General features: G+C 72.5%; 12 protein-coding genes. 9 read left to right on the top strand and 3 right to left on the bottom strand.

The window, feature by feature from the left end; all coding sequences use genetic code 11:
- The first annotated feature begins 178 nt into the window (after window positions 1–178).
- The 4 genes from AB4Y78_RS03180 to AB4Y78_RS03165 all read left to right on the top strand — a co-directional run bounded on the left by AB4Y78_RS03180 (window position 179) and on the right by AB4Y78_RS03165 (window position 4441).
- Entirely contained in the window at window positions 179–973 is a 795-nt protein-coding gene (locus AB4Y78_RS03180; protein ID WP_441714246.1) for a hypothetical protein, read from the top strand.
- An 84-nt stretch (window positions 974–1057) separates the two neighbouring features.
- Window positions 1058–2347, top strand: a complete 1290-nt coding sequence (locus tag AB4Y78_RS03175) for an adenylosuccinate synthase (RefSeq protein WP_441714248.1) — start codon at window positions 1058–1060, stop codon at window positions 2345–2347.
- 187 nt (window positions 2348–2534) lie between these two features.
- Entirely contained in the window at window positions 2535–2714 is a 180-nt protein-coding gene (locus AB4Y78_RS03170) for a DUF5302 domain-containing protein (protein WP_007926862.1), read from the top strand.
- Between the two features lie 98 nt (window positions 2715–2812).
- Complete coding sequence (locus tag AB4Y78_RS03165; protein ID WP_441714250.1) at window positions 2813–4441, top strand: phytoene desaturase family protein; 1629 nt, start codon at window positions 2813–2815, stop codon at window positions 4439–4441.
- Between the two features lie 16 nt (window positions 4442–4457).
- Here the strand turns inward: AB4Y78_RS03165 and AB4Y78_RS03160 are convergent, their stop codons facing one another.
- Window positions 4458–6659 carry a HelD family protein gene (locus AB4Y78_RS03160; protein ID WP_441714251.1) on the bottom strand — a complete coding sequence of 734 codons (2202 nt, stop codon included), beginning with the start codon at window positions 6657–6659 and terminating at the stop codon, window positions 4458–4460.
- Between the two features lie 299 nt (window positions 6660–6958).
- On the opposite strand from AB4Y78_RS03160, the gene purD reads away from it, so the two are divergent.
- On the top strand, window positions 6959–8245 hold the full coding sequence (gene purD, locus AB4Y78_RS03155) for a phosphoribosylamine--glycine ligase (protein WP_007926865.1): 1287 nt from the start codon (window positions 6959–6961) through the stop codon (window positions 8243–8245).
- Between the two features lie 9 nt (window positions 8246–8254).
- Here purD and AB4Y78_RS03150 read toward each other — a convergent pair whose 3' ends face one another.
- On the bottom strand, window positions 8255–8482 hold the full coding sequence (locus tag AB4Y78_RS03150; RefSeq protein ID WP_441714255.1) for a WhiB family transcriptional regulator: 228 nt from the start codon (window positions 8480–8482) through the stop codon (window positions 8255–8257).
- 202 nt (window positions 8483–8684) lie between these two features.
- Here AB4Y78_RS03150 and AB4Y78_RS03145 point away from each other — a divergent pair, with 202 nt between their 5' ends.
- From AB4Y78_RS03145 to AB4Y78_RS03130, 4 genes are read left to right on the top strand one after another with little or no spacing between them, the layout of a single operon-like run.
- Window positions 8685–9188 carry a hypothetical protein gene (locus tag AB4Y78_RS03145; RefSeq protein ID WP_441714257.1) on the top strand — a complete coding sequence of 168 codons (504 nt, stop codon included), beginning with the start codon at window positions 8685–8687 and terminating at the stop codon, window positions 9186–9188.
- A gap of 25 nt (window positions 9189–9213) precedes the next feature.
- Window positions 9214–10113, top strand: a complete 900-nt coding sequence (locus AB4Y78_RS03140; RefSeq protein ID WP_441714259.1) for a phosphoribosylaminoimidazolesuccinocarboxamide synthase — start codon at window positions 9214–9216, stop codon at window positions 10111–10113.
- Entirely contained in the window at window positions 9996–11714 is a 1719-nt protein-coding gene (locus tag AB4Y78_RS03135; RefSeq protein ID WP_441736883.1) for a fatty acyl-CoA synthetase, read from the top strand. The genes AB4Y78_RS03140 and AB4Y78_RS03135 overlap by 118 nt, the downstream gene beginning before the upstream one ends.
- Window positions 11714–12253, top strand: a complete 540-nt coding sequence (locus AB4Y78_RS03130; protein ID WP_441714261.1) for a DUF1697 domain-containing protein — start codon at window positions 11714–11716, stop codon at window positions 12251–12253. Before AB4Y78_RS03135 ends, AB4Y78_RS03130 begins: the two co-directional genes overlap by 1 nt.
- Here AB4Y78_RS03130 and AB4Y78_RS03125 read toward each other — a convergent pair.
- A complete protein-coding gene (locus AB4Y78_RS03125) occupies window positions 12250–13902 on the bottom strand; it encodes an ABC1 kinase family protein (protein WP_441714262.1) in 1653 nt (550 codons plus the stop codon). The two genes, AB4Y78_RS03130 and AB4Y78_RS03125, sit on opposite strands and share 4 nt — an antisense overlap.
- Window positions 13903–13904 lie beyond the last annotated feature (2 nt).

Raw genomic sequence — 13904 nt, 5'->3', positions numbered from 1 at the left:
CACGACCGTGGTCGTGACGCCCTTCGTGGGGTCCGGTGTCCCGTGTCCGGATCAAGCGAGGCGCGGGGCGCTGCCGTCGGTCCCCTGATCCCTGGCAGCGCCCCTGCGCAGAGCCATTGTGCCCCACGACGTCGCCAGAAGACGGCATGGGGAGGCCACTGGCAGTAACATGCCAATCATGTCGCCACCCTCCGTCCCCGAGGACGAGCCGCTGCTGCGCCTGGAGCGCTATCTCGCCGAGGACACCATCCGCATCGAGCAGGGCCGCGAAAAGCTCATCGACATCGGCGACGCCCTGATGACCCTGCGGGCGCGGATGCACAACATCAACTTCGGCGAGGACCCCGGCGTCCAGGTGCTGACGCAGGAGATGGCGGCGCCGATGATCGACCGTATCGCGGGCAGCGTCGACCGGACGGACAACGTCATCCTCGATCTGGCGGTCGGTGCGGGGCGGGAGGAGGTCAACGGCCGTCACGAGCGCTCGCGCGCGGTCGAGGGGCAGCAGCAGCGGGTCCTCATCCACCCCTCGTGCCTGACCACGGAGCTGGCCCGATCCGAGTTGGCCGCCAAGCGTGGCGCAGGGCAGCAGCAGCGGGTCTCCGACCTCGTCGGCACCGAGTTCATCGTCCTCGGCGACGAGGCCGTCATCACCCTGTCGGTCTGGGGTGACCCGACGAGTCCGTACACCGTCATCCGCAATCCCGGCCTCGTCGCCTGCTTCGGAGCGTGGTTCGACCTCACGTGGAGCCTCTCGCCGGAGATCGAGGTGCCCGAAGGCTGCAGCGACGACGCCCTGATCCGGATGCTCGCGCTCGGCGCCAAGGACGAGATGATCGCCCGCACGCTGCACGTGGGGCTGCGCACGGTGCGCCGTCGGGTCGCCGCCCTCATGGACCAGTACGGCGTCGGGACCCGCTTCCAGCTGGGGGCCGCGCTGGAGCGCGACGGCCGGCTCGAGAGCACGCCTTAGTAGACTGACCCCGTGAGCAGCCGCGGGAGACCCCGCGGCTGACGTGCTGTCGACACCCGCCGCACGGCGGGCGAGGAGGACCCGATGCCGGCGATCGTGCTGATCGGAGCCCAGTGGGGCGACGAGGGCAAGGGCAAGGCCACCGACCTGATGGGCAACGACGTCGACTACGTCGTGAAGTTCAACGGTGGCAACAACGCGGGCCATACGGTCGTCATCGAGGGGGAGAAGTACGCCCTCCACCTGCTCCCCTCCGGCATCCTCACGCCGAGCGTCGTGCCGGTCATCGGCAACGGCGTCGTCATCGACCTCGAGGTGCTCTTCCAGGAGCTCGACGGCCTCGACGCCCGTGGCGTCGACACCTCCAAGCTGCTCATCAGCGCCAACGCGCACCTCATCGCGCCGTACAACCGGACGCTCGACAAGGTGACCGAGCGCTTCCTCGGCAAGCGCAAGATCGGCACGACCGGTCGCGGCATCGGCCCGACCTACGCGGACAAGATGAACCGTGTCGGCATCCGCGTGCAGGACATCTTCGACGAGGGGATCCTGCGGCAGAAGGTCGAGGCGGCCCTCGACTTCAAGAACCAGGTGCTCGCCAAGATCTACAACACCCGCGCGGCCGACGTCGACGCCGTCGTCGCCGAGCTGCTCTCCTACGCCGACCGGCTGCGCCCGATGGTCGTCGACACGAGCCTCGAGCTGGAGAAGGCGCTCGACGAGGGCAAGAACGTCCTGCTCGAGGCCGGTCAGGCGACCCTGCTCGACGTCGACCACGGCACCTACCCCTTCGTCACCTCGTCGTCGGCGACCGCCGGCGGGGCGTGCACCGGCTCGGGCATCCCGCCGACCCGGGTCAGCCGGGTCATCGCGATCCTCAAGGCCTACTCGACGCGGGTCGGCGAGGGACCCTTCCCGACCGAGCTCTTCGACGACGACGGCGAGTTCCTGCGCAAGACCGGCCACGAGTACGGCACGACGACGGGTCGGCCGCGCCGCACCGGCTGGCTCGACGCGGTCGTCGGCCGCTACGCGACGCGGATCAACGGCGTCACCGACTTCGTCGTCACCAAGCTCGACGTGCTCACCGGCCTCGAGCGGGTGCCGATCTGCGTCGCCTACGAGATCGACGGCGAGCGCGTCGAGGAGATGCCGGTCAACCAGTCCGACGTCCACCACGCGACGCCGATCTACGAGTACCTCGACGGCTGGTGGGAGGACATCTCCGCGTGCCGCACCTTCGAGGAGCTGCCGGCCAACGCCCGGGCCTACGTCCTGCGGGTCGAGGAGCTCGTCGGTGCGCGCGTCTCGGCGATCGGGGTCGGCCCCGGCCGCGAGGAGATCATCCAGCGGCACCCGCTGCTCGACGCCTGACCCGCCGGTTCCTGCCCTTCGAGACGCTCGGCCGTGGACGGCCTCGCTCCTCAGGGCACGCGGGGCCACTCGCTGCTCGACGCCTGACGCTCGGTCCCAAAAAGCCGTTGCCAGCGGCCGACATCTGGACCATGGTGGTGGGACGGGGCCGCGCACGCGGTCACGGCCGGCGACGAAGGGAGGCCCCATGAGCAAGCACGAGAGCGCTCCTGAGGACGTGAAGGCGAAGTTCCGGGAGGCGCTGGAGCGGAAGCAGACGCACGGCGGAGCGGATGTCTCGCCCCATGGGGCGCACGGCAAGGTCGAGGACGCACACCGCGCCGAGACCAGCGCGACCCAGCAGATGTTCCGCCGCAAGAGCGGCTGACCGACACTCCACGACGCGACCCCCGGAGAGAGGTCCCTGAGGAGGCGCCCCGGCGCCGTCTTGACGGGCACTGCGGGGGTCGTGCCGGACCCGCTGGCATGATCGGGCTGACCGGACAGGACGAAGGGGGCCGCATGCAGACCGTCGACGCCGTCGTCGTGGGCGCCGGTCACCACGGCCTCGTGACCGCCGCCCTGCTCGCCGATGCGGGCTGGGACGTGCTCGTCGTCGAGGAGCGCGACGAGGTCGGTGGGGCCGTCGCCAGCCGTGTCGACGGGGACTGGGTCGAGGACGAGTTCAGCGCCTGCCACCCGCTGGCCCTCGCCTCACCGGTCCTGCGCGACCTCGGTCTGGAGCACCACGGGCTGGAGTGGGCGCACGCACCGAGGCCGCTGGCGCACCTCGCCGGCCGGGACCGTGACGGCATCGCGCTGCACGCCGACCCGCTCGACACCGCCGCCGACCTCGACCGCGGGCACCCGGGCGACGGGGCCGCCTGGCTGGAGATGGTCGAGCAGTGGCAGCGGGTGCGCGAGCCACTGATCCGCGCCCTGCTCACCCGCTGGCCCCCGGTCGCCGACGCCGCCCGCCTCGTCGCCCGGATCGGGCTGCGTGAGGCGCCGGATCTCGCCCGCATGGCGCTGCTGCCGGTGCACCAGCTGGCACGGGAGCACTTCGGGGGCGACGGCGCCGCGCAGCTGCTCGCCGGCAATGCCATGCACGCCGACATCCCACCCACGGCACCGGGCAGCGGCCTCTACGGCTGGCTCATGACGATGCTGTGCCAGGACGTCGGCTTCCCCTCACCGCGGGGAGGGACCCGGCAGCTGGCCCGCGCGCTCCGGCTCCGGGCCGAGGCGGCTGGTGCCCGGGTCGAGACGGGGGTCGGCGCCGGGCGGGTCGTCGTGGCCGGTGGGCGCGTCCACGGTGTGGAGCTGTCCGACGGGCGGCGCGTGCGGGTGCGTCGTGCGGTCGTGGCCGACACGAGCGCGCAGCGCCTCTACGAGGACCTGCTCGACCCGGCCGACGTCCCGGCCGGGCTGCGCCGACGACTGGCGCGCTTCGCCTGGGACCTGCCGACGCTCAAGCTCAACCTGCGCCTCGACGCCCCGGTGCCCTGGACCGCGCCGCAGGCGCGGGGCGCCGGGGTGCTCCACGTCGGCCACGACGTGCCCGGCCTCATCCGCTGGTCGGCGGAGCTCGAGGCGGGAGAGGTGCCGGGGGCTCCCTTCGCCCTCGTCGGGCAGATGAGCACGATCGACCCCTCGCGCTCGCCGGAGGGCACCGAGGCGCTGTGGCTCTACACGCACCTGCCGCGGCACCGGCCCGCCGATGCCGCGGCGGTGGCCGCGACCGTCGAGGGCTGCGAGCGGCTGCTCGAGTCGCTCGCCCCGGGGTGGTCGCAGCACGAGGTCGGGCGGTGGGTGCAGACCCCGGGCGATCTCGAGGGGGCCGATGCCAACCTCGTCGGGGGTGCGGTGGGCGGCGGCACGCAGCAGCTCTTCCAGCAGGCGCTGTGGCGACCCGTCACCGGTCTCGGTGGGCCGCGCACCCACGTCGGCGGGCTCTACCTCGGCAGCGCGGCGACCCACCCCGGCGGCGGTGTGCACGGCGGCTGCGGCCACCTCGCGGCGCGCGCGGCGCTGCAGGACGCCCGCTGGTGGGGTCGACCGCGAGGCCGGGCCCTCACGGGCGCGCTGTGGTGGCTCCACGACGAGCAGCCCTGACCTCGCCCGCGGCTCCTCAGTCGGTCGGGCGCAGCACCGACATGCGGTGGGCCGCGCGGGTGAGCACGACGTAGAGCACGCGGGCGCCGCCCGGGGACTCCTGGACGATCGCGTCGGGGTCGACGACGAGCGTCGCGTCCCACTCCAGGCCCTTGGTCGACAGCGGGTCGATGACGATGACCCGCCCGTCGTGCGTGCCGTCGAGCGGCAGCACGGCTGCTGCGTGACGCTGCGGCGTGATGACCGCGATCGACCCGTCGACCTCGGCGGCGAGGGCGTCGAGGGCCTGTGCCGCGACGGCGCCGACGTCGGGGCGCGAGGTGTCGATGGCGTCGCCGAAGGTCACCTCGACGGGCCGGACCCCCGTCTCGCGGACCGCATCGGGGATGTCGGCGTCGGGCACGACCGGGACGATGACCTCGCGCGCGTAGTCGAAGATCTCCTGCGCGTTGCGGTAGTTGGTCGTCATGTGGAAGGACTGCCGGGGCTGGGTGCCGTAGGCCTCGTCGCGGGCCCGCTCGGCCTCGGCGATGTCGGGCCACGAGGCCTGCGCGACGTCGCCGACGACGGTCCACGAGGCGCGGCGGCCGCGCCGGCCGATCATCCGCCACTGCATCGGTGAGAGGTCCTGGGCCTCGTCGACGAGGACGTGCGCGTACTCGCCCGGGCGCCCGACGGTGCCGGTGAGCAGCCGCTCGCGGGCCGTCGTCGGGGTGAGGGAGTGGGCCATCTCGGGGGCGCGGATCGCCGAGCCCATGGCGCGCAGCTCCTCGACGCCGTCGAGCTCCTCGATCTCGTAGAAGGAGCGCTCCTCCGCCTCGGGCTGCTCGACCTGCCCCAGCCGCACCGACAGGTCGTCGACGAGCGCGACGTCGGAGACGCTCCACGTGCCGAGCTCGAGGGTCTCGCGGGCGGCGTGGGCGAGCGCGGCGGCGTCGCCCTGGCTGAGCACCGACCGGCAGACCTCGTAGGCCAGCTCGGTGTCGGCGAGCCAGAGGAGGGCCTCGCGGGGATCGACCTGGGGCCACCACTGGGCGACGAAGTCGTCGACGGCGAGCGACTCGTCGAAGGCGTCGAGGAACTCGTCGCGGTCCCCTTCGCGCACCTGCCGCCAGGCGGCCTCGGCGAGCAGCTCGCGGACGTGCTTGGTCGCCTGGTTGCGGGTGCGGTCGCGCAGCGCGCGGCGACGGATGTCGGTGAGGGCCCGCTCGTCGAGGTGGACGGGCAGGCCACCGACCATGACGCGCAGGCTCGTGGGGGCGCCGGGCACCGCGCGCGCGGCCAGCCGCTTGAGCACCGTGCGCATCTGCAGCGAGCCCTTGATCGCGGCGACCTCGGGAGCCTCCTGCCGCACGGCGGTGATGACGTCGACGACGTCGCCGAGCGAGCGCAGGGTCACCGAGTCCTCGCCGAGCGAAGGCAGGACCCGCTCGATGTAGGCGGTGTAGGCCGAGGAGGGGCCGATGACGAGGATGCCCCCGGACTCGTAGCGGCGTCGGTTGGCGTAGAGGAGGTAGGCCGCGCGGTGCAGCGCGACGACCGTCTTGCCGGTGCCGGGGCCGCCGCTGATCTCGGTGATGCCGCGGTCGCTCGCCCGGATCGCCTCGTCCTGGTGGGTCTGGATCGTGGCGACGATGTCGCGCATCTGCTGGCCGCGGGTGCGGGTCAGGGCGGCGAGGAGCGCACCGTCGCCGACGACGACGAGGTCGTCGGGGGCCTCGGGCACCATGAGGTCGTCCTCGACGCCGATGACCTGCTCGCCGCGGCAGCGCAGCACGCGCCGGCGGATGACGCCGTGGTTGTCGACGGGGGTCGCCCGGTAGAAGGGCGAGGCCGCGGGGGCGCGCCAGTCGATGACGAGCGGCTCGTAGTCGTCGTCGCGGACGCCGAGGCGACCGATGTAGCGGATCTCCCGCTCGGTGCCCGCGCCGGAGGCGTGCTCGAGGTCGAGTCGGCCGAAGACGAGGCCCTCGTGCTGGTGCTCGAGGTGGGCCATGCGACGGGCGGCGTTGTAGACGAGGGCGTCCCGCTCGAAGAGCCCGGACATCTCCTCGTCACGGACGTCGCCGGTGCGGTCGGTACGGCCGCGGGACAGGCCGTCGACAGCGACGAGGTCGGCTCGCTGGCCGGCCTTGGCCAGCTCGGTGTGGACGCGGTCCAGGTGCTGCTGCTCGATGGCGATCTCCGCAGCCACGGCGTCGACGTGGGTGTCGGTCACGTGTCGTCCTGCTCCCCTCCAGATCGGCGGAAGGATCCAGTCTAGGTCCTCGCGGGGGTGCTCTCGCGACCTCTCGTCGGCCGGGCGGGGCGGCCGGGCGCGGATGTTTTTTCGCCTGTCTTGATTTCACCCTCAACGAAGTGTCAGTATCAACCCGTCGGCTTCGGTCGACGGTCGCGCGGTCGGTGTCCCCCCTGATGTCTGGACCCGCGACCCCGGGGGCGCAGCTCACGGCAGATACCCCCTGCCTGCCGAGAGCTGCGCCCCTTCTCCGTCCTCCGGGCCGTAGGCTCACCCCCGTGAAGGTTCTCGTCATCGGATCCGGCGCCCGCGAGCACGCTCTCGTCCGCGCACTCACCCTCGACCCCACCGTGGCCGCGGTCATCGCCGCCCCGGGCAACCCCGGCACCGACGCGCTGGCGCTCAACGTGCCGGTCGACGCGACCGATCCGGCCTCGGTCGTCGCCCTCGCCGAGCAGCACGAGGTCGACCTCGTCGTCGTCGGCCCGGAGGCGCCGCTCGTCGCTGGTGTCGCCGACGCGCTGCGGGAGGCCGGTATCCGCTGCTTCGGCCCGGGTGCCGAGGCCGCTCGCCTCGAGGGCAGCAAGGCCTACGCCAAGGAGGTCATGGCCGCCGCCGAGGTGCCGACCGCGATGGCGCACGTGTGCACGAGCGAGGAGCAGCTGGCCGCGGCGCTCGACGCCTTCGGGGCCCCCTTCGTCGTCAAGGACGACGGACTGGCGGCCGGCAAGGGGGTCGTCGTCACCGAGGACCGCGCCGCGGCCATGGAGCACGGACTGGCCTGCCTGGCGAAGGGGGACGACGCCCGCGTCGTCATCGAGGAGTACCTCGACGGCCCCGAGGCCAGCCTCTTTTGCATCTGCGACGGCTCGACCGTCGTGCCGCTCGACCTGGCGCAGGACTTCAAGCGGATCTTCGACGGCGACGAGGGTCCCAACACCGGCGGGATGGGCGCGTACAGCCCGCTCGGGTGGGCCCCGGAGGGGCTCGTCGACGACGTCGTCGCCCGCGTCGCCCAGCCGGTCGTCGACGAGATGGCGCGGCGGGGGACTCCCTTCGTCGGGGTGCTGTACGTCGGCCTGGCGCTGACCTCGCGGGGGCCGCGGGTCATCGAGTTCAACGTGCGCTTCGGCGACCCGGAGACCCAGTCGGTGCTCGCGCGGCTCGAGTCGCCGCTGGCGGTGCTGCTCGCGGCGGCGGCCGACGGTCGTCTCGACGAGCACGACCCGCTGCGGTGGAGCCCGCAGGCCAGCGTGACGGTCGTCGTCGCAGCCGAGGGCTACCCGGCGGCGCCGCGCACCGGCGTCGAGATCGGTGGCCTCGAGGAGATCGCGGCCGGTGACCTCGCCGAGAGCGTGCACGTGCTGCACGCGGGCACGACCTGGGCCGACGACGGCCGGCTCGTCTCGTCGGGTGGTCGTGTGCTCTCGGTCGTCGCGCTCGGCGAGGACCTCGAGCAGGCGCGGGCGCGGGCCTACGCGGCCGTCGACCTCGTCGAGCTCGAGGGCGGGCACCACCGCACCGACATCGCCCTGCGCGCCTCCCGCGGTGAGATCCACGCCTGAGGAGGCGCCTCAGGCGGCGACGTCCTTGCGGGGGCGGCCGCGGACCCGCTTGCGGGCGATGACCTGCCCGGACTGGAGGATCTCGCCGCCCCACACCCCCCACGGCTCGGCCCGGTCGATGGCTCCCTGCAGGCACATGGGGCTAAGGGGGCAGCCCCGGCACCTGCTCTTGGCCTCCTCGAGCCCCTCGGAGAACCACAACTCGGGCTCGACCTGGCACGGCGGTGTCGTCCTCATGCCGACAGGCTCTGACCTCACGTGCGCTTGAGGTCAAGTCGCTAGCTCGAGGGCATGGACGCGCGAGCTGCTGACCATCGGCGAGACCGCGGCGCGTGCCGGGGTGAGCGTTCCGACGCTGCGCTTCCCGGCGGTGGCCGCAGGGGCTGCGGGGCGGGACGTGAGCCCCCTTCGGCGGGCCCGCTGGTGGGAGCATGTCCGCATGACTGGGGAGCCGGAGACCACGACCGCCACGACGGCCGCGCAGCGCGCCGAGGACCGGACCGAAGGGGGTGGCGGCCACCTCGTCGCGCGGTTGGTCACGCCCTTCGCCGCGGTGCTGCCGTGGCTCCTCACTGTCGGTGGGGCCCTGCTCGTGGCCCGGTCGGCGCTGGCCTACCGGGTCAGCTTCGAGCGCGGCTGGGGCGAGCTCGTCGCCGGGGTCGTCGCGCTGCTCGTCGCGGCCGCGCTGTGGGCGGCGCTCACCGCGTGGTCGTCGTCGGGCACGACCGTGGCCGGCCTGGCGACCCTCGCCGTCGGCCTCTACGTCACCACTCGGTCGGGCGCGAGCCTCGTCGCCAGGCTGGGGCGGGAGGGGCCGGTCACGCTCCAGAGCCCGCTGTACAGCATCGCCAACGAGATCGTCCTCCTCCCGCTCGGGGCCGTGCTCCTGGCCGCCGGGCTCGGCGCGGCCGGCGCCCGCCGGCTGGCCCGCCGCCGCGGCTGAGCCGGGCCGCTGCCAAGATGACCCCATGACGAGCGACGCCCCCCTCGAGCTGCCCGGCTACGCCCACGTCTACTCCGGCAAGGTGCGCGACCTGTACGCGCCGGTCGGCGCCGACGGGCAGCCGCGCCAGGACCAGCTGCTGCTCGTCGCGAGCGACCGGATGTCGGCCTACGACTTCGTGCTCGACACCCCGATCCCCGACAAGGGGGCGATCCTGACCCAGATGTCGCTGTGGTGGTTCGACCAGCTCGCCGACCTCGTCCCGCACCACGTCGTCTCGACCGACGTCCCCGCGGTTGTCGCCGGCCGCGCGGTGCTCGTCGAGCGGCTCGAGATGCTGCCCGTGGAGTGCGTCGCCCGCGCCTATCTCACCGGCGGCGGGCTGGGGGAGTACCGGGCGACCGGCGCCGTGAGCGGCATCGAGCTGCCGGCCGGCCTCGTCGACGGCTCGCCCCTGCCGGAGCCGATCTTCACCCCGTCGACCAAGGCACCCGTCGGAGAGCACGACGAGCCGATCCCGTACTCCGGCGTCGTGGCCGAGATCGGCGAGGACCTCGCCTCGCGGGTGCGTGACCTCACCGTGCGGATCCTGCAGCGCGGCAACGAGATCGCCACCGATCGCGGCATCATCCTCGCCGACACCAAGGTCGAGTTCGGCATGCGCGGCGACGAGATCGTCCTCGCCGACGAGGTGCTCACCCCCGACTCCTCCCGCTTCTGGCCCGCCGACCAGTGGGAGCCGGGCCGGCAGCAGCCGAGCTACGACAAGCAGTACGTGCGTGACTGGCTGACCTCGCCGGCATCCGGCTGGGACAAGAGTTCGGGCGAGGCGCCCCCTGCGCTCCCGGAGGCCGTCGTCGCGCAGACCCGGGCCAAGTACGTCGAGGCCTACGAGCGGCTCACCGGGCAGACCTTCTCCGTCTGAGGCGGGTCGGGGGTGGTGCTCACCCCCTCCGGTGGGCAGACTGCCGTCATGTCGATGACGACGGAGATGGCCATCGCCCGTGCCAACGGTCTCGGGGAGGTGTTGCGCCGCAGCGCTGCTCGCCACCGGACAAGGTCGCGATCATCGACGGTGACGTCCGCTGGACCTACCGCGAGCTCGACGCGATCGTCACCTCCGTGGCCGCCGGCCTCGCCGAGCGCGGCGTGACGAAGGGCGACCGCGTCGCCCTGCTCAGCCGCAACAGCGCAGACTTCGCCGCGATCGCCTGGGGGGCGGCGCGGCTCGGCGCGATCCTCGTGCCGATCAACTTCATGCTCACCGCCGACGAGGTCGGCTTCATCCTCGGCAACAGCGAGCCGGTCGCCATGCTGACCCAGCCGGAGTTCGTCGCCACCGCCGACGCCGCGATCGACGCCAGCGGGCTCGAGATCGGCACCCGCGTGGTGACCGGCGACGCACGCGGCGGGTGGACCCCCTTCGCCGACCTCGTCGCCACCGACGCGACCGGCTGGGAGCCGCCGCTCGTCGCTGACGACGACCCGATCCGCCTGATGTACACCTCCGGCACCGAGTCCCGGCCGAAGGGGGCGCTGCTCACCTCCCGGGCGCTGCAGGCGGAGTACCTCAGCGCGATCGTCGACGGCGGCATGACCGGCGACGACGTCGACCTGCACACCCTGCCGCTCTATCACTGCGCGCAGCTCGACTGCTTCCTCGGGCCGGACATCATGCTCGGGGCGACGAGCATCATCCTGCCCGCGCCCGACCCGGCGACGGTGCTGGCGAAGATCGCCGAGCACGGGGTGACGAAGTACTTTGCCCCGCCGACGGTGTGGATCTCGCTGCTGCGGCACGCCGACTTCGACACGACCGACCTGAGCAGCCTGCGCAAGGGCTACTACGGCGCCTCACCCATGCCCGTCGAGGTGCTCAAGGAGATCCAGGAGCGGCTGCCCGACGTCGACCTGTGGAACTTCTACGGCCAGACCGAGCTCGCCCCCGTCGCGACGATCCTGCCGCCGCACGAGCAGCTGTCGCACGCCGGCTCCGCGGGGCGGCCGGTGCTCATGGTCGAGACCCGGCTCGTCGACGACGCCGGCCACGAGGTGCCCGTCGGTGAGATCGACGAGGTCGTGCACCGCAGCCCGCACATCGCGGCGGGCTACTGGCGCAACGAGGAGAAGACGGCCGAGGCCTTCGCCGGAGGGTGGTTCCACTCCGGCGACCTCGGCATCGCGGACGACGAGGGGAGGATCACGATCGTCGACCGCAAGAAGGACATGATCAAGACCGGTGGTGAAAACGTCGCCTCCCGCGAGGTCGAGGAGGCGATCTACGCCCACCCCGACGTCGCCGAGGTGGCGGTCTTCGCCGTGCCCGACCCGAAGTGGGTCGAGGCCGTCACCGCGACGGTCGTCGCCAAGCAGGGGTCGGGGCTGACCGCCGAGTCGGTCCAGGACCACTGCAGGCAGGTGCTCGCGAGCTACAAGCGGCCCAAGCGGGTCGAGATCCTCGAGGCCCTGCCGAAGAACCCGAGCGGCAAGATCCTCAAGCGAGAGCTGCGCGAGCGCTTCAGCTGATGGCCACCTACGTCGCCTTCCTCCGCGCGATCAACCTCGGCGCCAAGCGCACGTTCCCCAAGGCTGACCTGCAGCGGGTCGTCGAGGAGACCGGCGCGTGCGACGTCGCCGTGCACCTCAACACCGGCAACGTCCGGCTGACGAGCCGGCAGCGGTCGACCTCGGCGGTGGAGTCGACGTTGGAGAAGGCCTTCCTCGCCGACCGGGGCTTCGAGGTGCCGACCGTGGTGCTCGCGCCGGCCGAGCTGGTGGCCGTCGTCGCGGACGCGGAGGAGGTGGCCGGGCGGGCGCCCTTCGACGTGGCGGCGCACTACGTGACTTTCATGCGGGAGGAGCCATCGGCGGAGGCCGTCGAGCTGCTCACGCACGAGGGCGAAGGGGAGGCCACCACCGTCCGCGGCCGGGCCGTCCACCTCGTGCTCGACGGCAAGGACCGCTACCACCAGGTGAAGCTGCCCGCCGCGCACGACCGGGCGATGGGCGTGTGGACCAACCGCAACCTGACGGTCGTACGTGAGCTGGCGAGGCGGTGGGGCTAGCGCTCCTGCGGCTCGGGGTGCTGCTGGGCCACCTTGCGGTCGGTGAGCACGATGTGGACCCCGAGCAGGATCGCCGCGAGCACCGCGATGGTGAAGAAGAGCATCGCGATCGCGGGGAACCCGAGGATCGTCGACTCGGTCTCGACCCGCATCATCATCGCCGCGCCGATGATCGTGGCCGCGATGATGAGCCCCAGCGTCAGCCGGTTGGCGATGCGCTGCAGGACGAGGTGGAGTCGCTGCTCGTCGATCGCGTCGACGTGCACGCGCATCTCGCCGCGGGCGAGCGCGTCAAGGATCCGGTTTGCCCGCTTGGGCAGGAGCGCGGTGAACTCCTTGGCCTCGATCGCTGCCGCGAGCACACCGCCGGGGGAGACCTTCAGCGACGAGGCGAAGATGTCCGAGACGTTGTCCCGGATCGCGTCGGCGGGTGAGAAGTCCGGGTCCAGGTGCGAGGTCGTCTGGTCGAGGTTGAGCAGGGCCTTGCCGATCATCGCCATCTCGGCCGGCGGGCGCAGCCCGTGCACCCCGGAGACACGCGAGAGCTCGACGAGCAGCCGGCCCGCCTCGAGGTCGGACCCCGTGGTCACCGCCTCGCTCACGAGGTGGGCGACGTCGTCGCGGAATCCGGCGACGTCGTAGTCGTCGAGGGCGTGGCCCATGTCGCCGAGCACGACCGCCGCCTCCTCGCCGTCGCCGTCGTGGATGGCCAGCAGCAGCTTGGTCACGTGCGCCTGCACCCGCTGCGGGACGGTCGCGACCATCCCGAGGTCGAGCAGGGCGAGCCGTCCGTCGTCGGTGACGAGCAGGTTGCCGGGGTGCGGGTCGGCGTGGAGGACGCCGTCGTCGAGGATCATCTGCAGATAGCAGTGGAAGAGCTGGTCGACGATCGGCCGCGCGTCGAGGTCGAGGAGGGCGAGCGGCCCCAGGTCCGTGACCTTGCGGCCCTCGATGTAGTCCATCGTCAGCACCCGGGTCGTCGTCAGCTGCAGCAGCGGCTCGGGAACGACGAGTCGGTCGTGACCGCCGGTCAGGTCGATGAAGCGCAGCAGGTTGCGCGCCTCGCGTCGGTAGTCCAGCTCGTCGATGAGGGACCGGCGGAACTGGTGGAGCAGCTGGTTGAGGCCGTAGGAGCTGCCGACGCTCGTGTGCTTGTCGACCAATCCGGTCACGGTGTCCAGGACGTCCATGTCGCCCCGGATCGTCTCGCGCACGTCGGGGCGCTGCACCTTGACGACGACGTCGCGCCCGGAGCGGGTCGTCGCCCGGTGCACCTGCCCGAGCGAGGCCGCCGCGAGCGGCTCCTCGTCGAAGAAGGCGAAGACGTCCTTGATCCGCGCTCCGAGCTCCTCCTCGACGATCTCGTGCACCTGCGCGACGGGGAAGGGCTCGACCGTGTCCTGCAGGCGGGTGAGCGCGTCGGTGTAGGCCGCGGGCAGCAGGTCGAAGCGTGTCGAAAGCAGCTGGCCCAGCTTGATGTACGTCGGCCCCATCGACTCGAGGTCCTCGGCGAAGGCCCGCGCCCGTGCGTCCGACCCCTCGGGCAGGTCGTCGCCACCGCCGAACCCGTCCACCTGCGCCCCGGCCAGCAGGTCTCCCCGGGCATGCCGGAGCAGGAGGCGGACGAGGTCGGCGTAGCGGCTGCTCATGG

It is taken from the genome of Janibacter sp. RAF52, from assembly GCF_052114035.1.
In the GTDB taxonomy this organism is placed as follows: Bacteria; Actinomycetota; Actinomycetes; order Actinomycetales; family Dermatophilaceae; genus Janibacter; species Janibacter hoylei.
The sequence above is the reverse complement of the archived record's forward strand: the minus strand, read 5'-3'. Positions and strand labels throughout refer to the sequence as shown.